The organism is Pseudomonas sp. NBRC 111138 (genome assembly GCF_001320835.1).
Classification (GTDB): domain Bacteria; phylum Pseudomonadota; class Gammaproteobacteria; order Pseudomonadales; family Pseudomonadaceae; genus Aquipseudomonas; species Aquipseudomonas paracarnis.
Genome location: NZ_BCBO01000085.1, coordinates 60,775 through 79,976 on the forward strand (window position 1 = coordinate 60,775; position 19,202 = coordinate 79,976).

Genomic DNA, 19,202 nt, shown 5'->3' on the forward strand with positions numbered 1-19,202 from the left:
CGCCATTCAGGCGAGTTCATCCAGCAAGGCCAACAACATTTCGCGCTTTTCGGCGCCGAGCTTATCAATCAATTTCTGTTGCGCCGCTTCCCAAGCCGGTAACGCGGCAGTCAGCCGCTCTTGCCCTGTGGCAGTCAACACCACCAGGCGGTTGCGCAAATCGTCACCCTCGACCAACTGCACCAGCCCCTCACCTTCCAGGACGCGCAGGTTGCGCCCCAGGGTGCTGCGATCCAGGCCCATGGCGTCCGCCAGGCTGGAAATGCTCGGCTGGTCGAGACGCTGCAGGTTGCACAACAGAGAATACTGGGCAACGTTGATCCCGAAGCCGTCGAGAGCGCCGTCGTAGTGCCTGCTGACGCCACGGGCAGCGCGTCGCAGGTTGGTGCATAAACATTGGGAGGCAAGCATAGAGCGTGTATATACCCGGAGTTAATCAATTGCAAGAAAGCGTTACAACGCCAGCCCGACCAGCACCGCGACTTCAAGCAGCTCCAGCAGTGCGCCAGCAGTGTCGCCCGTGGTACCGCCCAGACGCTTGACCATCAACTGGCGCAGCCACACGAAACACAGTGCCGCCAGCAACACCGCGATGCCGCCGCTGAAACCGCCGATCAGAATGCAGGCCAACCCGCTGAGGATCAGCACCTGTTGGCCGACAATTCGCGGCAGATGGTCTGACAGTGCCTGACCCAATCCGCCCGCCCGCACATAGCGCGTGCTGAGAAACAGCGCCAGCATCGAAGCGCGTCCGATCAGGGGCGCCAGGATCAACGCGGCGCCATTGTGTTGTTCGATCAATGCCACCAGCGCGCTGAACTTGAGTAGCAGCACCAAGCCCAGGGTGACCACCGCAATCGGGCCGCTGCGCGGGTCTTTCATGATGCTGAGGGTGCGCTCGCGGTCGCCAAAACCACCCAGCCAGGCATCGGCGCTGTCGGCCAGGCCGTCCAGGTGCAGGCCACCGCTGAGCAACACCCAGGCTGTGAGCAGCAACGCGGCGTGCAACAGCAACGGGGCGCCCTGCAACACCTGGTTGAGGCCCCATAACAGCACGCCGAACAGCAACCCAACCAGCGGATAAAACAACAACGAACGGCCCAGTTCTTGAGGTTGCGGCATGCCCGGCAAGCGAATGGGCAGGCTGCTGAGAAATTGCAGGGCGATCCAGAACGGCAGCATCGTCAGAGTCCTTCCTTCAACACACCATCGGCTTCAACCTGCAGGCCGAACAAGGCACCGTGACCCACTTCAACATTCAGCAGTTGCTCACGGGGCAACCCTCGCGCCTGAGCCAGCAGCAGGCGCATCACACCGCCATGACTGACCAACAGCACCCGCTGGCCCGCGTACGCCTGATGCAGCCGGGCGACAGCGCCAAGCACGCGCTCGGAAAACTGGATGACAGGCTCACCCTCCGGCGGCGTGAAGCCATAGGGGTTGGCCCAGAACAAGCCCAGCCCTTCGGCATCGGTATCCATCAACGCGGCCGCACTCTGCCCTTCCCAGGCGCCGAAGTGAAGCTCCTGCAAGTCAGGCTCCAGACTCACCGGCAAATCAAGTTGCGTCCCCAGCTCCCGGGCGAACAGAGCGCAGCGTTGCAGCGGCGAGCTGATCAGCCGATCCCAGGGCCCTTGCCCCACCACTGCGTCGCGCATCTGCTGCCAGCCGTTGGCGGTCAGCGCATCGTCCAGGCTGCCACGCAGGCCGCCGCCCAGCTCGGTTTCGCCGTGGCGCAGCAGGTCCAGGCGCAAGGTCATGCGGGGCGATCCGCCACGGCGGCTTCGGCGAAGGTCGCCATCTGCCCGTGCAGCGCGCATGCCAGACGCAACAAGGGCACCGCCAACGCCGCGCCGCTGCCTTCGCCCAGCCGCAGGCCCAGTTCCAGCAACGGTTGCGCATCGAGGCTGTGCAGCACATGGCGATGACCCGGCTCGGCACCCCGATGGCCGAACACCAGCCATTCGCGGCATGCCGGGTTCAAGCCCACCGCCACCAGCGCGGCCACGCTGCAGATGAACCCATCCACCAGCACCACCATGCCTTCCTGGGCGCAGGCCAGGTAGGCGCCAACCAAGGCTGCAATTTCAAAACCGCCGAGATTGAACAGGGTTTGCAACGCATCGCCGCGCTGACCGGCGTGCAACGCCAAGGCGCGCTCGATGACCGCGACCTTATGGCTGACCCCTGCGGCGTTCAAACCGGTACCAGGGCCTGTAAGGTCAGTGACCTGGCAATCCAGCAATGCGCAGGCCAAGGCACTGGCGGCGGTGGTGTTACCGATGCCCATCTCGCCGCCGATAAACAGCTGCGCGCCGCCTGCCAGGGCGCGGTGTGCGCTGTCTCGCCCGGCTTGCAGGGCCAGTTGCCCCTGAGACTGAGTCATCGCCGGGCCATGCACGAAATTGGCCGTGCCCGCGCCGATATTCAGGTGACGAACGCCGGGCAAATCCAGGGACGGCGTGACCGTCCCAAGGTCAACCACTTCCAATTGCGCTTCCAGTTGCCGCGCCAACACACTGATTGCCGCACCACCGGTGACAAAGTTTTGCAGCATCTGCCCGGTCACCGCCTGGGGAAATGCCGACACGCCTTCAGCGACCACGCCGTGATCGCCGGCAAAAATCACGATCCACAGGTGATCCACCGACGGTTTGACCTGGCCCTGCAAACCCGCCAACCGCACCGCCAGGGCCTCCAACTGGCCGAGGGAGCCAGCGGGCTTGGTCAACTGCTGCTGACGCGCCAGCGCCTGTTCGTGGGCTGTGGCATTCACCGTCTTGCAGGGGTTGAGCCACCAGGAGTCGGTCATAACGCAGTACCTTTCAAAGTCAGGGGCAGGCCGGCAACCGTCAGCACAACGCGCTGACATTGCTCGGCCAAGGCTTGATGCAGCCAACCGGCTTCATCCACATAACGGCGAGTCAATTCGCCCAGCGGCACGACACCCAGACCGGTCTCGTTGCTGACAAAAATGATTTCCCCCGGCAGCGAAGCCAGGGTTTGCAACAGTTGATCACGCTCGCACGCAAGGCGCGCCGGGTCTTCGAGCATCAGAAGATTGGTGAGCCATAAGGTCAGGCAATCCACCAGCAGGCAGCGATCAGTGGCGGCGTTTTCCTGTAGCACACGCGCTAGGTCGATGGGCTCTTCAACCAGGCCCCAATGGTCGGGACGACGCTGGCGGTGCAAAGTGACACGCTCGTTCATCTCACCGTCGAGCGGCTGGCTGGTGGCGATATAAATGACGGCAAGCCCGCTCTCTGCGGCAAGCTTTTCGGCCAGGCGGCTCTTGCCCGAACGGGCGCCGCCGAGGATCAATTGATACATGCAAAGGCCTCTGACAAACAATGTGGGAGCGGGTTTGCTCGCCAATTAGGGTGCATCAGTGAATGCACCTATGGCTGACCCACCGCATTCGCGACGGTCTGACAGCCGGCGCATATCCATCTGATGCTCCGCAATCCAAATGTGGGAGCTGGCTTGTCGGGTCGCCGCATCGCTGCGAAGACGGCCTGACAGCCAACTGGGATGTTGGATTAGACCGAGTGCATATCCGTTATGTAGGTAACGGCCACTTAGGGTTCCGCCCTGACGGCGGCTCACTTTTGAAAAGCGCAAAAGTAAGCAAAACGCTCTTGCCCCACCACTCGGCACCTCGCCTAGGCTCGGTGTGCCCGTAATCCGACAGGGATTTTGGGGGCCGCCGCCACGCGCCATCCATGGCGCGGGGCGGCTAAACCGGCATCCCTGCCGGTTTACCCCCCAAATCCCTGTCGAATTCCGGCCAGCGTGGTTTAACGGGGCGCCTAAGATCAAAAGCAGATCAAGAGCGGCTCGCTTCGCATCGTGGTTACCGTTGAGCACTACAGCGTTGTGTAGATACACATGGCTATCGCAGGCAAGCCAGCTCCCACAGTTGGATGGTGTGAACACCGTCAGATCCCACATAGCTTGCGCAACAAATCGGTGTCCAAGTGGTGCTCCACCAAGTCCGCCAACCGCTCGATATCGCGCTCGCGCAAGCCGTGATAATCCACCTCTTGCACATCCTGCAACCCGGCCCAACGCAGCAACGCGCTGCACGCAGCCGGGGTCTCGAACAGGCCGTGCAGGTAGGTGCCTAGAATTTGCCCATCAGGGCTCTGCGCGCCATCGCTGCGGCCATCGTCCAGCAGTACCGCAGCGCTTGCCAAGGCAGCGCCGCAAGTCACCCCCGCATGGATTTCATAACCGCTGACGTCGGCATCTTCCAATACCAGACGCCCACGCACATTGCGCAGTTGTTTCTCTTGTTCCAGGGTTGTGCTGAACGCCAGCAACCCAAGGCCGGCACTGGAGCCCGCAAGCCCCTCCAGGCCCAATGGGTCATGGACTTGCTCGCCGAGCATCTGCAAGCCGCCGCAGATCCCCAGTACCTTGCCGCCATAACGCAGATGCCGCGCCACGGCAGTATCCCAGCCGTTGGCACGCAGATAGGCCAGGTCACTGCGCACGCTTTTCGAGCCCGGCAGGATGATCAGGTCAGCAGCAGGTATCGCCTGGCCCGGCCCGACGAACTGCAAGTCCACCTGGGGGTGCAAGCGCAGCGGGTCGAAGTCGGTATGGTTGCTGATGCGCGGCAGCACCGGCACCACCACCTTGAGCACCTGGGCGGCCTTGTCGATCTGGCGCTGGTCGATGCCGTCTTCCGCCTCCAGGTGCAGGTCCATCACGTAGGGCAGCACGCCGACTACCGGTTTGCCGGTCCGCGCTTCGAGCCAGTCCAGGCCTGGTTGCAGCAACGCGATATCGCCGCGAAAACGGTTGATGATGAAGCCCTTGACCCGGGCCTGCTCACTGGGCGACAGCAGCTCCAGGGTGCCGACCAGATGGGCGAACACGCCGCCGCGGTTGATGTCCGCGATCAACAGCACCGGGCAGTCCACCGCTTCGGCGAAGCCCATGTTGGCAATGTCATTGGCACGCAGGTTGATCTCGGCCGGTGAGCCCGCGCCTTCGACGATCAACACCGGGTAGGCCTGGCTCAAACGCGTGTGGGAGGCCAGCACCGCTTGCATCGCAATGGCTTTGTAGTCGTGATAGGCCACAGCATTCATGCTGGTGACAGCACGGCCATGGATGATCACTTGGGAGCCAGTGTCGCTGTTGGGCTTGAGCAACACCGGGTTCATGTCGGTGTGGGGTGCCAGGTTGGCAGCCTGGGCCTGCACCGCCTGGGCACGGCCGATCTCGCCGCCTTCGGCGGTCACCGCGCTGTTGAGCGCCATGTTCTGCGGCTTGAACGGCGCCACCGCGACGCCCTGGCGTACCAGCCAGCGACACAGCGCAGTCACCAGGGTGCTCTTACCGGCGTCGGAGGTAGTGCCCTGCACCATCAACGTGGTCATGTGGCGTCCTTGTAGGCGGCCAGGGCTTCGTCAAGGCGCAGCCAGTCGGCGTCGGTGCCGGGCAGGCCCAAGCGCACGCTGCTGTTGTGCACAAACAAGCGCAGCAGGATGCCGCGTTGGGCCATGAACTCGTACAGCCGTTCAGCGTGGGGGGTAATCAACCACTGGAACAATGCGCAGCCACCGTGAGGTTGAAGGCCGCGGCGCTCAAGCAACTCGAACAGACGCTGGCCGGCTGCGATGCAACGACTGCGCTGGCGCGCATGCCCGTCGGTGTCGCGCAGGCACACTTGGCCCAGCACCCGCGTCGGACCACTGACAGCCCAGGGCCCGACCTGTTCGGCCAACAGCTTGAGCAACTTGCGCTCGGCCAGCACAAAGCCCAGGCGCACGCCGGCCAGGCCGAAGAACTTGCCGAATGAGCGCAGCACGATCAAGCCGACCTGATCGGCATGGCTGGCCAGGCTCAAGTCCGGGGTCACGTCAATGAATGCCTCGTCCACCACCAGCCAGCCACCGCGCTGGGCCAGCCGCGCATGCCAGTCCAGCAGGCGTTGCGGGCTCAGGCTCAAGCCGGTGGGGTTGTTGGGGTTGACCACGACCAGCACGTCGAGGCTGTCGAGAAAGAAGTCGACTTCCTGCTCCTGCACTTCACGCACCACATAACCGGCACGGCGCCAGGCTTCGGCGTGCTCGGCGTAACAGGGCGAAAGCACGCCGACCTTACCGGAACGACGCAGTCGCGGCAGCAGTTGGATCGCTGCCTGGGAACCCGGCACCGGCAGCAACGGGCCGGCACCGTAATACTCGCTGGCAGCCTTCTCCAAGCCGTCATCGGTTTCCGGCAAGCGCGCCCAGGCACGCAAGGGAATCTCGGGAATCGGCCACGGCCAGGGCGCCAGGCCGCTGGACAGGTCGAGCCAATCCGCTTCGGCAATGCCGTACTCAATCGCGGCCTTACGCAGCCGACCACCATGTTCAAGCATAGATTTGCGCCCCCACGCACAGGACCAGCAGCCACAGCCATACGCCGCGCTGCACCAGTTGCCAGCCGCGATCAATGGAATCGGCGTCGGCCGGCGGGCCTTCGCCCAATAGCGGGCGCTGATGCACCTCGCCGTGATAAATCGCCGCGCCGCCGAGTTCCACACCCAAGGCTCCGGCCCCTGCCGCCATCACCGGGCCGGCGTTGGGGCTGTCCCAGGTCGGGCCCTGGGTGCGCCAGCATTTGAGCGCCAGGCGGGTTTTACCCAATAGCGCGTAGGTTAAAGCCACCAAGCGCGCAGGAATATAGTTGAGCACATCATCGATCCTGGCGGCTGCCCAGCCGAAGCGCTCAAAGCGCTCATTGCGATAGCCCCACATGGCGTCCAGGGTGTTGCTCAGACGATAGAGCACCACGCCCGGCACACCGGCCACCACGAACCAGAACAACGCGGCGAATACCGCATCGCTGCCGTTCTCCAGCACCGATTCGGTGGCTGCGCGCGCGACTTCAGTACGGTCCAGTTCGCTGGTCTGGCGGCTGACCAGGTAACTCACACGCGTGCGCGCTTCGTCCAGGTCATCACGGCGCAGAGCCTGGGCCACTGGCATCACGTGCTCGCCCAGGCTGCGCATGCCCAAGGCGCAGTACAGCGCCAGGATCTCCAGCAGCCAGCCGATATAAGGCGCCCAAGACAACGCCGTGGCCAGCAGGGTCAGCGGCACCACCGCGATAAACCACGCGGTCACACCATGGCTGCGCCAGCCACGCCCGCCAGTATTGAAACGTTGCTCGATGCGCCCGGCGAAATTGCCGAACGCCACCAGCGGATGCCAGCGCCTGGGCTCACCCAGCAGCGCATCCAGCGCCACCGCAGCGACACACAGCAAGGCCACACTCATTGACTCACTCCCCACTTGTTTTCATACAGCATGTCACTTAGCGGTCGCGGCTCGGCCCAGCCCTCGAGCTGCAACATCGGTGCCGGGTAAAACTCTGCCACCGGGCCCAGGCACAACACTGCCAGGGGCTTTGCACCGGGTGGCAAACCCAGCAACTCGGCCAGGGCCTGGGGGTCGAACAGCGAAACCCAGCCCATGCCCAACCCTTCCACGCGCGCCGCCAGCCACAGGTTCTGGATGGCGCAGGAGAGCGAGGCCATGTCCATTTCCGGCAAGGTGCGGCGCCCGAAGATGTGGCGCTCGCGATCGTCCATCAAGGCGGCGACCAGTACCTCGGCGCAGTCGCTGATGCCTTCGACCTTGAGCTTCATGAACGCATCGGAGCGCTCGCCCAAAGCTTCGGCGGTGCGCACGCGCTCTTCTTCCACCAACTGTTGAATCTGGCTGCGCAACGAACGGTCGCTGATGCGGATAAAACGCCACGGCTGCATCAGGCCGACACTGGGCGCCTGGTGCGCGGCGTGGAGCAGGCGTTGCAGCAGTTCAGGCGCGACGCTGCCACCGCGGAAGTGGCGCATGTCGCGGCGTTCGGCGATGGCGCGATAGACGGCCTCGCGATCGGCTTGGGGGAAAGCGTTGTCAGTCATGGCCTCATCGGGGGCAAGCCCCCTCCCACATTTGGAATGCATTCCCCTGTGGGAGCTGGCTTGCCTGCGATAGCTGTCTCAAGGTCAGGCGCAAACAACGCGGCCACCGCGCCAGGATTCGACGGAAAATAAAAGTGCACATAGGACGCCGTCATCCGCCCCTGTCGATAGACCGCTTCGGCACCGCGCCCGCCGTTAGGGCTAAGCCCACGGGCAATCGGCGCCCATTCGGTACTGGTCAGAGAATGATGATAGGTATGCCCACGCAAGGTCCCCTCCGGCAGCTCGACACTTTGCAGCGCCAGGGCCGCGAGTTTCTTCTGCATCACCGCATCGCCTTGCAACAAGCCAACCAGTTCGGCGCGTGTACCGTCCACATCGGTCAAGGAGTCGAGCAGATAGAGCATGCCGCCACATTCAGCGAGCAGTGGCTTGCCAGCGGCGTGATGAGCACGAACTGCGCCCAGCATCGAGGTATTGGCCGACAATGCCTGGTGGTGCAGTTCCGGATAGCCGCCGGGCAGATAGAGGCTGTCAGCTTGAGGCAATTGGCGATCATGGATCGGTGAAAAGAACTTCAACTCGGCGCCCATCGCCCGCAGCAAATCCAGGCTGGCGCCGTAGGTAAAGGCAAAGGCTTCGTCACGGGCCACGGCAATCCGCACACCGGCCAGCAAGGGCTCGGCCTCGACCACTTGCGGCGCGGCAAAGGTCACCGGCGGCGGCAGGGCCACTTCGCAACTGCTTCCCAACGCCTGGGCGGCAGCATCCAAGCGTATGTCAAGGTCATTCAGTTCGCTGGCTTGCACCAGGCCCAGGTGGCGGCTGGGCAGTTCGATGCCGGTCTCACGGGATAACGCGCCGTACCAACGCAAGCCCTCGGTGAGGCTGCCTTCAAGCAATTGCGCATGGCGCAGGGTGCCGACGCGATTGGCCAGCACGCCGGCGAACGGCAGGTCGGGCTGATAGCGCGCCAGCCCCAGGGCCAGGGCGCCGAACGTCTGGGCCATGGCGGTGCCATCGATCACGCCCAGCACCGGTACACCGAAGTGCCGCGCCAGGTCAGCGCTGGAAGGCGTGCCGTCGAACAGGCCCATCACGCCTTCGATGAGGATCAGGTCAGCCTCCCCCGCTGCCTCCCAGAGCAGGCGGCGGCTTTCCTGCTCGCCCACCATCCACATGTCCAACTGGTACACCGGCGCGCCACTGGCACGCTCGTGGATCATCGGGTCGAGAAAGTCCGGCCCGCATTTGAACACGCGCACCTTGCGTCCCAGGTTGCGGTGCAAACGGGCGAGCGCGGCGGTGACCGTGGTTTTGCCCTGGCCGGACGCCGGAGCGGCGATCAATACGGCCGGGCAATGACGGGGCTGATTCAAAGTTCGACGCCTTTCTGTGCCTTGATACCGGCCTGGAACGCGTGCTTGAGCATGCCCATTTCGGTGACGGTGTCGCCCATTTCGATCAGCTCAGGCTTGGCGCCACGGCCGGTGACCACCACATGCTGCATGGGGGGGCGGGCTTGCAGGTCGCTGAGTACCTGGTCCAGGTCAAGGTAACCGTGCTTGAGGGCGATGTTCAATTCGTCCAGCACCACCAAGCCGATAGAGGGGTCATTCAACATGGCCCGGGACACCGCCCAAGCCGCTTCGGCAGCGGCGATATCGCGCTGGCGATCCTGGGTTTCCCAGGTGAAGCCTTCGCCCATCACATGAAAGTGCACCTGCTCGGGGAAGCGGCGGAAAAACAATTCTTCGCCGGTGCTGTTACGCCCCTTGATGAACTGCACCACACCGCATTGCATGCCATGCCCCATGGCCCGGGCCAACATGCCGAACGCCGAACTGCTCTTGCCTTTGCCATTGCCGGTCAGCACCAGCAGCAGGCCGCACTCATTGGGGGAATTGGCGATGCGCTCGTCAATCACGGCTTTTTTGCGCAGCATGCGCGCCAAGTGGCGTTCGTCGCGGTCGGGGGAATCAGTCATGGCAGCTCTCCGTTGGGGCTGGACAAAAACGGCGGGCAGGAAAAAGAAAAAACAGACAGCCAAGCATCGCCCACCGTGATGCTGTTGGATGATCCAGGCCGGTCTCCGGGCTCATGAGTGGCGCTTTTGATAGCAAGCAGCCGAGGGTGCGCCTTCCCATATCGCACGCGATACAGTGGCAAACAGCACCGTCTTGACTCATTTACCGTTGCGGGGGCAGCGCCGGAATCGCGGCGGCACTGTGTACAAGTGCGCTCACTCACCGGCTTCCCTGTTTCACTCTGTCGACGCGCGCGCCACAGAGCACCTGGAACAAGCCGCGAAGGTTAGTGGGTTGGGGGTGGAGCGTCAATTAAAGCTGGCCTTGTACTTGAACCATCTGCCGTTCGTGCTTCTCTACCCCTACAGGTATCAAGGAGAAAACCATGCCTAAAACCCGACTCGCCCTACTGATCATGCTTGCAGGCAGCCTCGCCGCGTGCGGCGAAAGCTCGACCCTGCAGGTCGCCGATGGCACCGGTCCCTCGCCCAAGTTGCCGGAGCCGAACAAGACGCTGATCCCCACCGTCAATATCGCCCCGGCCATCGGCTGGCCCGAAGGCGCCAAGCCCATCGCCGCCGCCGGTACCCAAGTGGCCGCGTTCGCCGAAGGCCTGGATCATCCGCGCTGGCTCTACGTGCTGCCCAACGGCGACGTGCTGGTGGCCGAGACCAATGCACCGCCCAAGCCGGACGATGCCAAAGGCGTACGTGGCTGGGTGATGGAAAAGGTCATGGATCGCGCTGGCGCCGGGGTGCCGAGCCCGAACCGTATTACCTTGCTGCGCGATGCCGACCATGACGGTGTGGCAGAAACTCGCACGGTGTTCCTGGAGAACCTCAATTCGCCGTTTGGCATGACCTTGGTAGGCAACGACCTGTATGTGGCCGATTCGGATAAGTTGCTGCGCTTCCCCTATCAGCCGGGTGAAACCGCAATCACAGCCCCAGGCGCCAAGGTAGTGGACTTACCGGGCGGCCCCTTGAACCACCACTGGACCAAAAATGTGGTGGCCAGCCAGGACGGCAGCAAGCTGTACGTGAGCGTCGGCTCCAACAGCAACGTCGGCGAAAACGGCCTGGAAGCCGAACAGGGCCGCGCCGCCATTTGGGAAGTCGACCGCGCCAGCGGCCAACACCGCATTTTTGCCTCCGGCCTGCGCAACCCCAACGGCATGGCGTGGGAGCCACAGAGCGGCAAGCTGTGGACGGCGGTCAACGAACGCGATGAGATCGGCAGTGACCTGGTGCCGGATTACATCACCTCGGTCAAGGATGGCGGCTTCTACGGCTGGCCCTTCAGTTATTACGGCCAGCATGTGGATGTGCGTGTCACCCCGCAGAACCTGGACATGGTCGCCAAGGCCATCGCTCCCGACTATGCGGTAGGCCCTCATACTGCGTCGCTGGGGCTGACCTTCGCCGAGGGCAGCAAACTGCCCGCTCCCTTCAGTAATGGCGCATTTATCGGCCAGCATGGTTCCTGGAACCGCAAGCCGCACAGTGGCTACAAGGTGATTTTCGTGCCCTTCGAAGGGGGCCAGCCGAAAGGGCAACCGGTGGATGTGCTGACGGGGTTTCTTGATAGCGATGAGAAAGCCATGGGCCGGCCGGTCGGCGTGGTGATAGATCAGCAGGGGGATTTGCTGGTGGCCGATGATGTGGGCAATAAGGTTTGGCGAGTGTCGGCTGTTAAGTAAATCGCCACACACCAATGTGGGAGCGGGCTTGCCCGCGATTACGGTGGCCCAGCCAACCAATCCGTTGACTGACACACTGCATTCGCGGGCAAGCCCGCTCCCACATTTTGGAGTTTTATTGATTCAGGGGTTACGCGCCAGATTTCCTGGCAACACGCGCTTGGCGCTCAGGTAGGCATTCTGCCAATACGCTTTGGATAGCGTATCCAGCTTCACCGTACCGCCGGTTTGAGGCGCGTGTACGAAGCGGCCCTCCCCCACATAGATGCCCGCATGGCTGACCCGCGAACCACCACCGGTGGCGAAGAACAGCAGGTCGCCGGTTTGCAGGTTTTGTTCGCTGACGTCCTGGGCACGCATCACGATCAATTCACGGGTGGTGCGCGGCAATGAGATGCCGGCAGCGTCGCGGAATACAAAGCCGATCAGGCCACTGCAATCAAACCCCGAGTCCGGTGTGTTGCCGCCCCAGCGGTAAGGTGTGCCGACCAGGCCCAGCGCACGAAAGAGCACGTCTTCGGCAGCAGGCGAGAAATTCTGGGTGGCATAGTTGAACACCGGCTTAGGCTTGACCGCGACGGGCGCGGGCGGCGGTGTACGGCTGGCGCAGGCGCTGAGCAGCGCGGCGCAAACAATAAGCATCAGGCGGGCCGAGGTCGACATGTGCAGAACAATCCTGGTCTGGATGCGGCTTTCGCTGCCGAACGTTGAAAACCAGAACGCGCAAGCAAAGCTCGCGCGAACGGATGACAACAATGTCCAGGGATTCTAGCGCTTACACGTCAAACTTCAAGTATCACTTTAACTTTACTTACTAGCGGTAACCGTAGTCGGAGCCATGGCGAGTGCACGCTTGGCTTCGATGAAGGTTTTGCTCCAGTAGCTGTCACCCAGGTTATCGACCCGAACACCACCACTGCGGCGGCTGCTGGAGTGGATAAATTGGTTATCGCCCAGGTAGATACCGGCGTGACTGACACGACCGCGGCCACTGGTACTAAAGAAAAGCAGATCACCGGGCTTGAGGTTGTTGCGTGCGACCAACGGTGCATTCACGTTGATCATCTCGCGTGTAGAGCGCGGCAGATTCATGCCGGCTTCTTCACGAAACAGGTAGCCAATGAAACCACTGCAATCAAAACCGGCTTCCGAGGTGCCGCCGAAACGGTAACGGGTACCGATCAAGGACATGCCGCGCTCAAGGATGCTGTCGGCCAGAAGAGGGAGTTGGTAAGGCTTGCTGTCAGAGAACTCGGCGAGTTCTTTTTCGGTTGCCACCTCTTCTTCATAAACAGAAGCAGACTGTGCAGCAACGAACTTTGCCTGATTTTGAACCTGTGGTTTTTGCTGTTCTGCCACCTGCTGAGGGTGGGAGGCGCAGCCAAACAACAGGGTAACGAGTGCGAGAGGCACGAGGGGTGCGAAGCGATTTAGCATGGGCACGACCGTGGCTGATGTGTAAAGAAGCCGAGACTATGCCCTCTATCACATCGATTTGCAAATTCAATCGCGATCTATGTGACTTATCGTTTCGACTATGCCATCTAAGCCGTGATTCCATTTTTCGGTTCAGTTGCGTAGCCCCTCGGGCTCAAACGCAGGTTTTCTGACGCCTTGAAAATGCCGACACACGGAAAATCAAGACCTTACCAGCCCAAGGTTTCTTTCAGGAAAGGGATCGTCAATTTTCTTTGTGCCTGCAAGGAAGCCTGGTCGAGTTGCTCAAGCAAATCGAACAGCGCGCTCATGCTGCGGGTGCCACGGGTGAGGATAAAGTGCCCGACTTCGTCGGTCAGGTGCAGGCCACGACGGGAAGCGCGCAGTTGCAGCGCACGCAGCTTGTCCTCATCGGATAACGGGCGCATCTGGAAGATCAACGCCAGGGTCAGGCGCGACTTGAGATCAGCCAGCTTCACCGGCAGTTCACGCGGCGAGGTGGACGCAGCGATCAGCAAGCGCCGGCCGCTATCGCGCAAGCGGTTGAACAGATGAAACAGCGCCTCTTCCCACTCCGGCTTGCCGGCCACTGCCTGCAGGTCGTCGAGACACACCAGTTCATATTGCTCAAGGTTATCGAAGATGCCGATCCCGCGGTCCATCAACTCGGCCAAGGGCAGGTAGACCGCCGGCTCGCCCGTCTGCTCGAAGCGCAGGCACGCGGCCTGCAGCAGGTGGGTACGCCCCACGCCATGCTTGCCCCACAGATAGATCAGGCTTTCAGTCCACCCGGCGTCGGCTTCGCAAAGCCGCTCCACATAGCCGAGTGCAGCGGCATTGGCGCCTGGGTAGTAGTTGATAAAGGTAGCGTCATCACGCAGACGCACACCTAGGGGCAGCTGAATCGGTTTCATGCTGACTGAACGGCTCCCATCGAACCGTTAGTGGCCTCTATGTAAAGTTTGCAAAGTTTATACCCGTGACGCCGGGCGCACAATGCAGCAGACCACAAGCAAAATCAAAGGTTTGCGTTAACTCGGCGGTTTTACGCAGTTTGTTTGACGCACCCCGGCGCCAGAAACAACAAACCCGGCCAGGGCCGGGTTTGTGACACCGCGATTACAACTCGGGCTCATCCACCCCGGTATACACGTCCGAATCCTTGTACAGGTCGTGCACATGGCGTACCAGCACCATGATCACCGCCGCCACCGGCAGCGCCAACAGGATGCCGGTGAAGCCGAACAGCTCGCCACCCGCCAAAATCGCAAAGATCACTGCCACAGGGTGCAGGCCGATCCGATCACCCACCAGCAGTGGCGTCAGCACCATGCCTTCCAAGGCCTGGCCCACCATGAACACTGCGACAATCCCCAGCATCGGGTACAGGTCGCCGCCGAACTGGAACAGCCCGGCCACCAGCGCCGCGCCGATGCCGATCACAAAGCCCATGTAGGGCACGATGGCCGCCAGGCCCGCGATCAAGCCGATCAACAGCCCCAGCTCCAAGCCGATCGCCATCAGGCCGGCAGCGTAAATCACCCCCAGGGCCAGCATCACCAGCAACTGGCCACGCACGAACGCACCCAATACCTCATGACACTCCGCTGCCAGGGAAACAACACGCTCTTCCCGGTCGCGGGGGAGCAGGCTGCGGATCTTGGCCATCATGATGTCCCAGTCTCGCAGCAGGTAGAACGCCACCACCGGGATCAGCACCAGGTTGGTCAACCAACCGATCAGCGCCAGGCTCGACGCAGTCGCCTGGCTGAGCACCACCGTGACGATATCGGTGGTCTTGTCCATGTGCTCGCTGATAGCTGCCTTGACCTTGTCGAACTTCCAGAAGCCATCCGCCAGCCCGAACTTGGACTGGGCCCACGGCATCGCCGTGTGCTGCAACCAGTCGAGCATCTGCGGCGCCAGCTCATAGAGGCGAAACAGCTGCTTGGCCAACATCGGCACCAATATCAACACCAGCGCCGTGATGATCAACGTGAACAGCGCAAACACCGTGATCACGCCCCAGGTGCGCGACATGCCGACTTTTTCCAGGCGATCCACCACGGGATCGAACAGATAGGCGAGCAGTAGCGCCACCAGGAACGGCGTCAGGATCGAATGCAGCAAGAACACAAAACCGCACAGCAGGACAATCCCGCCAAGCCACACCCAACGACGCGTATCCGCCATAAACCACTCCATCTGTTTTTTACGCCCTTCTTCTATATAGAAGGAGGACCACTAGTTACCAACGAAAACGCAGTTGCGCCTGGGGCTCAGATGCAACAGCCGGTTGCGTGCCATCGATCACGGCTGGCTGGGCCGGGGCTTCGCCAGCAGGAATTTCCTGCAGCTTGGCCAGGCTCAATTGAGTCCGCAATTGTTCGGCGCTGCCATTGACGCGATACACAATCCGGTTGCCATCCACCCACTGCGGCTGGCCGCCAAAGGGCTCCAGCAAACGACCCAGGGCGGCGTAGCGCTCAAGGTTCATGCCTTGTACTTCAAGCAATTGCTCAGTGCTCACGCCCGGCTTGACTGCAAAGCGTGGCGCCAGCTTTTGGCTGACCGCCAGCAATACCGCATCGGCGAGCGCAGCCGTGTCAGCGCCTTGGGCGGTGCCCTCCTCAGCCTTGTCGCCCAGCCACAGGCGCCATTTGGCCTGCCATTGACTGCCTTCCTGGCGCGCATGCACCGCCAGCAAAGCATCGGCACCGTAACGCTCGGAGGCTGCGCGCAAAGGCGTGGCGTCGGGGCTTTCAAGATTCGGCGCGGTGGCGACTACCTGTTCATCCAGGTCTCCCAACGGCAAGCGCAGCGGCAGACCCCTGTGTTGCGCGGCTCGGCGCAGGGCCTGGGCAACGGCCTGGCCATCGCCGACCAGGCTGCTGCCTTCAGTTGAATCGTTCAGCCACCAACCCAGGATCGACGGCCGGTTGCTGCCCCAGATCGACAGGCCGGCATCACGCAATGCGCGGTCGGTGCTGACCGGGTCGAAGTCCACTTGCAGGCTTTCCGGCGGGCCGGCGTCGTAGCCGTACTGGCTGATGATTTGTTGCGGGTCTTTGCGGATCGCTGCCAGGCCCGGGCCATCGGCGGCCTTGGCGTCGCCGGTCAGGCGGATCACCAGGGTCTGCACGGCACGCTGGGTGGCCTGGTCGCGCTCTTGGGGCGACTGGCTGCTGACCGGTTCAAGTACTTGATAGAGGCCATTGAGGGTTTCGGCATGACTCGCCAGGCTGACCAACGACAAACAGCCCACAAAGAAGAATTTACACAGACGCATGGAAGATTCCCGAACGACAAATTTAGCGGTTGGAACAGACCGCGTGATCTCGGTTTGGCAAGGCTGTGACACAGCGACCGGTAAAACATTCACAGGGTCCCGGTAAGTTTTCATACTGTCATAACGCTAGCGAGCTCAAGGCTATACCTTAATACGCACGATTACCGGCCCGATTTGCATTTTTTTGAGCTCATATGCCCTGCCCGTCGGCCCGAGGATGGCCGCTGCCCCTCAAGCCTGATAAAATCGCGCGCCTTCGCAGACCGTCAACGGCAGGGCCCTTTCCAAAAGCCCCCGCCCGCCCGGTCGTTACCCAGAAATCCCCCCTAAAGGCCTGGATCATGAGCAAGCAACCCTCCCTGAGCTACAAGGACGCCGGTGTAGACATCGACGCCGGTGAAGCATTGGTCGAACGCATCAAGAGCGTCGCCAAGCGCACTGCGCGCCCTGAAGTCATGGGTGGCCTGGGCGGTTTTGGCGCCCTCTGCGAAATCCCGGCCGGCTACAAGCAGCCTGTACTGGTGTCCGGCACCGACGGCGTAGGCACCAAGCTGCGCCTGGCCCTGAACCTGAACAAGCACGACAGCATTGGCATCGACCTGGTCGCCATGTGCGTCAACGACCTGGTGGTGTGCGGCGCCGAGCCGCTGTTCTTCCTCGACTACTACGCCACCGGCAAGCTCAATGTCGAGACCGCGACCCAGGTCGTGACCGGCATCGGCGCCGGCTGCGAATTGTCGGGTTGCTCCCTGGTCGGCGGTGAAACCGCTGAAATGCCAGGCATGTACGAAGGCGAAGACTACGACCTGGCCGGCTTCTGTGTCGGTGTGGTGGAAAAAGCCGAGATCATCGACGGCTCCAAAGTAGCTGCTGGTGACGCCCTGCTCGCCCTGCCATCGTCCGGCCCGCACTCCAACGGCTACTCGCTGATCCGCAAGATCATCGAAGTGTCCGGCGCCGACATCGAGAACATCCAGCTCGACGGCAAGCCACTGACCGACCTGTTGATGGCGCCCACCCGCATCTACGTCAAGCCACTGCTCAAGCTGATCAAGGACACCGGCGCCGTCAAGGCCATGGCCCACATTACCGGTGGCGGCCTGCTGGACAACATCCCGCGCGTACTGCCAAAAGGTGCCCAGGCGATCGTCGACGTGGCCAGCTGGCAGCGCCCGGCAGTCTTCGATTGGCTGCAGGAAAAAGGCAACGTCAACGAAACCGAAATGCACCGCGTGCTGAACTGCGGCGTAGGCATGGTGATCTGCGTCGCGCAGGAACACGTTGAAACCGCGTTGAACGTGCTGCGTGAAGCCGGCGAACAACCTTGGGTCATTGGCCAGATCGCCACTGCTGCCGAAGGCGCAGCCCAGGTTGAACTGAAGAACCTCAAGGCTCACTGATGCCCCAGACCTGTGATGTCGTGGTGCTGCTTTCCGGCACCGGCAGTAACTTGCAGGCCCTGATCGACAGCACGCGCACCGGCGACAGCCCGGTGCGCATCGCTGCGGTGATTTCCAACCGCAGCGACGCCTACGGTCTGCAACGCGCCCGTGACGCGGGTATCGATACTCGCTCCCTGGATCATAAGGCGTTCGACGGTCGCGAGGCCTTCGACAGCGCCTTGATCGAACTGATCGACGCCTTCAACCCCAAACTCGTGGTCCTTGCGGGTTTCATGCGCATCCTCAGCGCAGATTTCGTCCGGCACTACGAAGGGCGCCTGCTCAATATCCACCCTTCCCTGCTGCCCAAGTACAAAGGCATGCACACCCACCAGCGCGCCCTCGACGCCGGCGACAGTGAGCATGGCTGCAGCGTGCACTTTGTGACCGAGGAACTCGATGGCGGGCCTCTGGTCGTACAGGCAGTGGTTCCGGTAGAGTCAGGCGACTCGGCGCAGACGCTTGCGCAACGGGTTCATACCCAGGAACACAGGATTTACCCGCTGGCTGTTCGCTGGTTTGCCGAAGGACGGTTGATTCTTGGCGACCAGGGTGCATTATTGGACGGCCAGTTACTCGCGGCCAGCGGCCACTTGATTCGAACCTAGGAGATTTTATGCGTCGCGCCCTGCTTTTCGCTTTTGCGCTGTTCGCTTTGCCTGCCGTACAAGCGGCAGACCTTCACCCCTTCTCCGTCAGCTACACCGCCGACTGGAAACAACTGCCCATGAGCGGTTCGGCTGAACGCAGCCTGAGCAAGAATGGCGACGGTACCTGGACCTTGAATTTCAAGGCCTCGATGATGATTGCCAGCCTGACCGAAACCAGTGTGATCCTGTTCGACAAGGACACCCTGCAACCCAAGAGCTACAGCTTCGAACGCGGCGGCCTGGGCAAGGCGAAGAAGATCAACCTGGACTTCGACCAGAGCGCCAAGAAAGTCACCGGCTTTGAAAACAAAGACCCGGTCAATGTCACGCTCGAAAGCGGCATGCTCGACAAGTCCACCTACCAGCTTGCCCTGCAACGCGATGTTGCCGCCGGCAAGAAGAGCATGAGCTACCGTGTGGTTGAAGGTACAGATACCGATACCTACGACTTCCGCGTGATCGGCTCGGAAAAGGTCCAGACCAAGGTCGGTTCGATCGACGCGATCAAGGTCGAGCGCGTGCGCGACCCGTCGCAGAGCAAGCGCATCACACAGATGTGGTTTGCCAAGGACCAGGGCGGCATTCTGGTTGCCCTGCGTCAGGTCGAGACTGACGGCAAGGAATACAACATCATGCTGCAGGATGGCACCGTTGACGGTAAGGCCGTCAAAGGCAGCTGATTGCTGATGCACCGAAAAGAGCCTCGCTGAATGCGGGGCTTTTTTTTGCCTGGG

The 19,202-nt window shown here is 62.0% G+C and carries 20 protein-coding genes and 1 riboswitch; of the genes, 4 read left to right on the forward strand and 16 right to left on the reverse strand.

Annotation, left to right across the window (positions count from 1 at the left end):
- Positions 1 to 6 precede the first annotated feature (6 nt).
- From APH41_RS16735 to cobO, 11 genes are all read right to left on the reverse strand, one after another.
- The gene (locus APH41_RS16735) at positions 7 to 411 is read right to left on the reverse strand and encodes a MarR family winged helix-turn-helix transcriptional regulator (protein ID WP_034128336.1); all 405 of its coding nucleotides are present in this window, start codon (positions 409 to 411) and stop codon (positions 7 to 9) included.
- Between the two features lie 42 nt (positions 412 to 453).
- On the reverse strand, positions 454 to 1,182 hold the full coding sequence (locus APH41_RS16740; RefSeq protein ID WP_054920193.1) for an adenosylcobinamide-GDP ribazoletransferase: 729 nt from the start codon (positions 1,180 to 1,182) through the stop codon (positions 454 to 456).
- 2 nt (positions 1,183 to 1,184) lie between these two features.
- Positions 1,185 to 1,760, reverse strand: a complete 576-nt coding sequence (gene cobC / locus APH41_RS16745; RefSeq protein WP_034128334.1) for an alpha-ribazole phosphatase family protein — start codon at positions 1,758 to 1,760, stop codon at positions 1,185 to 1,187.
- Positions 1,757 to 2,812 carry a nicotinate-nucleotide--dimethylbenzimidazole phosphoribosyltransferase gene (gene cobT / locus APH41_RS16750; protein ID WP_054920194.1) on the reverse strand — a complete coding sequence of 352 codons (1,056 nt, stop codon included), beginning with the start codon at positions 2,810 to 2,812 and terminating at the stop codon, positions 1,757 to 1,759. Before cobT ends, cobC begins: the two co-directional genes overlap by 4 nt.
- A complete protein-coding gene (gene cobU, locus APH41_RS16755) occupies positions 2,809 to 3,330 on the reverse strand; it encodes a bifunctional adenosylcobinamide kinase/adenosylcobinamide-phosphate guanylyltransferase (RefSeq protein ID WP_034128332.1) in 522 nt (173 codons plus the stop codon). The genes cobT and cobU overlap by 4 nt, the downstream gene beginning before the upstream one ends.
- A gap of 608 nt (positions 3,331 to 3,938) precedes the next feature.
- The gene (locus tag APH41_RS16760) at positions 3,939 to 5,390 is read right to left on the reverse strand and encodes a cobyric acid synthase (RefSeq protein WP_054920195.1); all 1,452 of its coding nucleotides are present in this window, start codon (positions 5,388 to 5,390) and stop codon (positions 3,939 to 3,941) included.
- A complete protein-coding gene (gene cobD / locus APH41_RS16765; protein WP_054899033.1) occupies positions 5,387 to 6,376 on the reverse strand; it encodes a threonine-phosphate decarboxylase CobD in 990 nt (329 codons plus the stop codon). The genes APH41_RS16760 and cobD overlap by 4 nt, the downstream gene beginning before the upstream one ends.
- Complete coding sequence (gene cbiB / locus APH41_RS16770) at positions 6,369 to 7,277, reverse strand: adenosylcobinamide-phosphate synthase CbiB (protein WP_054920196.1); 909 nt, start codon at positions 7,275 to 7,277, stop codon at positions 6,369 to 6,371. Before cbiB ends, cobD begins: the two co-directional genes overlap by 8 nt.
- Positions 7,274 to 7,924 (reverse strand): 5,6-dimethylbenzimidazole synthase, encoded by a 651-nt coding sequence (gene bluB, locus APH41_RS16775; RefSeq protein ID WP_034128328.1) that lies wholly within the window; start codon positions 7,922 to 7,924, stop codon positions 7,274 to 7,276. The genes cbiB and bluB overlap by 4 nt, the downstream gene beginning before the upstream one ends.
- Complete coding sequence (locus tag APH41_RS16780; RefSeq protein WP_054920197.1) at positions 7,921 to 9,303, reverse strand: cobyrinate a,c-diamide synthase; 1,383 nt, start codon at positions 9,301 to 9,303, stop codon at positions 7,921 to 7,923. Before APH41_RS16780 ends, bluB begins: the two co-directional genes overlap by 4 nt.
- Positions 9,300 to 9,911: a cob(I)yrinic acid a,c-diamide adenosyltransferase gene (gene cobO, locus APH41_RS16785; RefSeq protein ID WP_034128326.1), complete on the reverse strand. Its 612-nt coding sequence runs from the start codon at positions 9,909 to 9,911 to the stop codon at positions 9,300 to 9,302. Before cobO ends, APH41_RS16780 begins: the two co-directional genes overlap by 4 nt.
- A 78-nt stretch (positions 9,912 to 9,989) precedes the next feature.
- Positions 9,990 to 10,237, reverse strand: a riboswitch (cobalamin riboswitch).
- Between the two features lie 99 nt (positions 10,238 to 10,336).
- On the opposite strand from cobO, the gene APH41_RS16790 reads away from it, so the two are divergent.
- Entirely contained in the window at positions 10,337 to 11,650 is a 1,314-nt protein-coding gene (locus tag APH41_RS16790; RefSeq protein WP_054920198.1) for a sorbosone dehydrogenase family protein, read from the forward strand.
- Positions 11,651 to 11,773: 123 nt separating this feature from the next.
- Here APH41_RS16790 and APH41_RS16795 read toward each other — a convergent pair whose 3' ends face one another.
- The 5 genes from APH41_RS16795 to APH41_RS16815 form a co-directional block, all read right to left on the reverse strand.
- Entirely contained in the window at positions 11,774 to 12,313 is a 540-nt protein-coding gene (locus tag APH41_RS16795) for a C40 family peptidase (RefSeq protein WP_003193049.1), read from the reverse strand.
- Between the two features lie 144 nt (positions 12,314 to 12,457).
- A complete protein-coding gene (locus tag APH41_RS16800) occupies positions 12,458 to 13,087 on the reverse strand; it encodes a C40 family peptidase (protein ID WP_003193051.1) in 630 nt (209 codons plus the stop codon).
- Between the two features lie 209 nt (positions 13,088 to 13,296).
- Positions 13,297 to 14,001 carry a DnaA regulatory inactivator Hda gene (gene hda / locus APH41_RS16805; protein WP_014719395.1) on the reverse strand — a complete coding sequence of 235 codons (705 nt, stop codon included), beginning with the start codon at positions 13,999 to 14,001 and terminating at the stop codon, positions 13,297 to 13,299.
- A 205-nt stretch (positions 14,002 to 14,206) separates the two neighbouring features.
- On the reverse strand, positions 14,207 to 15,280 hold the full coding sequence (locus APH41_RS16810) for an AI-2E family transporter (RefSeq protein WP_014719396.1): 1,074 nt from the start codon (positions 15,278 to 15,280) through the stop codon (positions 14,207 to 14,209).
- A 55-nt stretch (positions 15,281 to 15,335) separates the two neighbouring features.
- On the reverse strand, positions 15,336 to 16,376 hold the full coding sequence (locus tag APH41_RS16815) for a DUF2066 domain-containing protein (protein ID WP_034128325.1): 1,041 nt from the start codon (positions 16,374 to 16,376) through the stop codon (positions 15,336 to 15,338).
- Between the two features lie 341 nt (positions 16,377 to 16,717).
- On the opposite strand from APH41_RS16815, the gene purM reads away from it, so the two are divergent.
- Genes purM through APH41_RS16830 form a run of 3 tightly spaced genes read left to right on the forward strand, consistent with a single transcriptional unit; the run spans position 16,718 to position 19,148 of the window.
- Complete coding sequence (gene purM / locus APH41_RS16820) at positions 16,718 to 17,776, forward strand: phosphoribosylformylglycinamidine cyclo-ligase (protein WP_014719398.1); 1,059 nt, start codon at positions 16,718 to 16,720, stop codon at positions 17,774 to 17,776.
- The gene (gene purN, locus APH41_RS16825; protein WP_003193061.1) at positions 17,776 to 18,426 is read left to right on the forward strand and encodes a phosphoribosylglycinamide formyltransferase; all 651 of its coding nucleotides are present in this window, start codon (positions 17,776 to 17,778) and stop codon (positions 18,424 to 18,426) included. Before purM ends, purN begins: the two co-directional genes overlap by 1 nt.
- A gap of 8 nt (positions 18,427 to 18,434) precedes the next feature.
- The gene (locus tag APH41_RS16830; protein ID WP_014719399.1) at positions 18,435 to 19,148 is read left to right on the forward strand and encodes a DUF3108 domain-containing protein; all 714 of its coding nucleotides are present in this window, start codon (positions 18,435 to 18,437) and stop codon (positions 19,146 to 19,148) included.
- Positions 19,149 to 19,202: the final 54 nt, after the last annotated feature.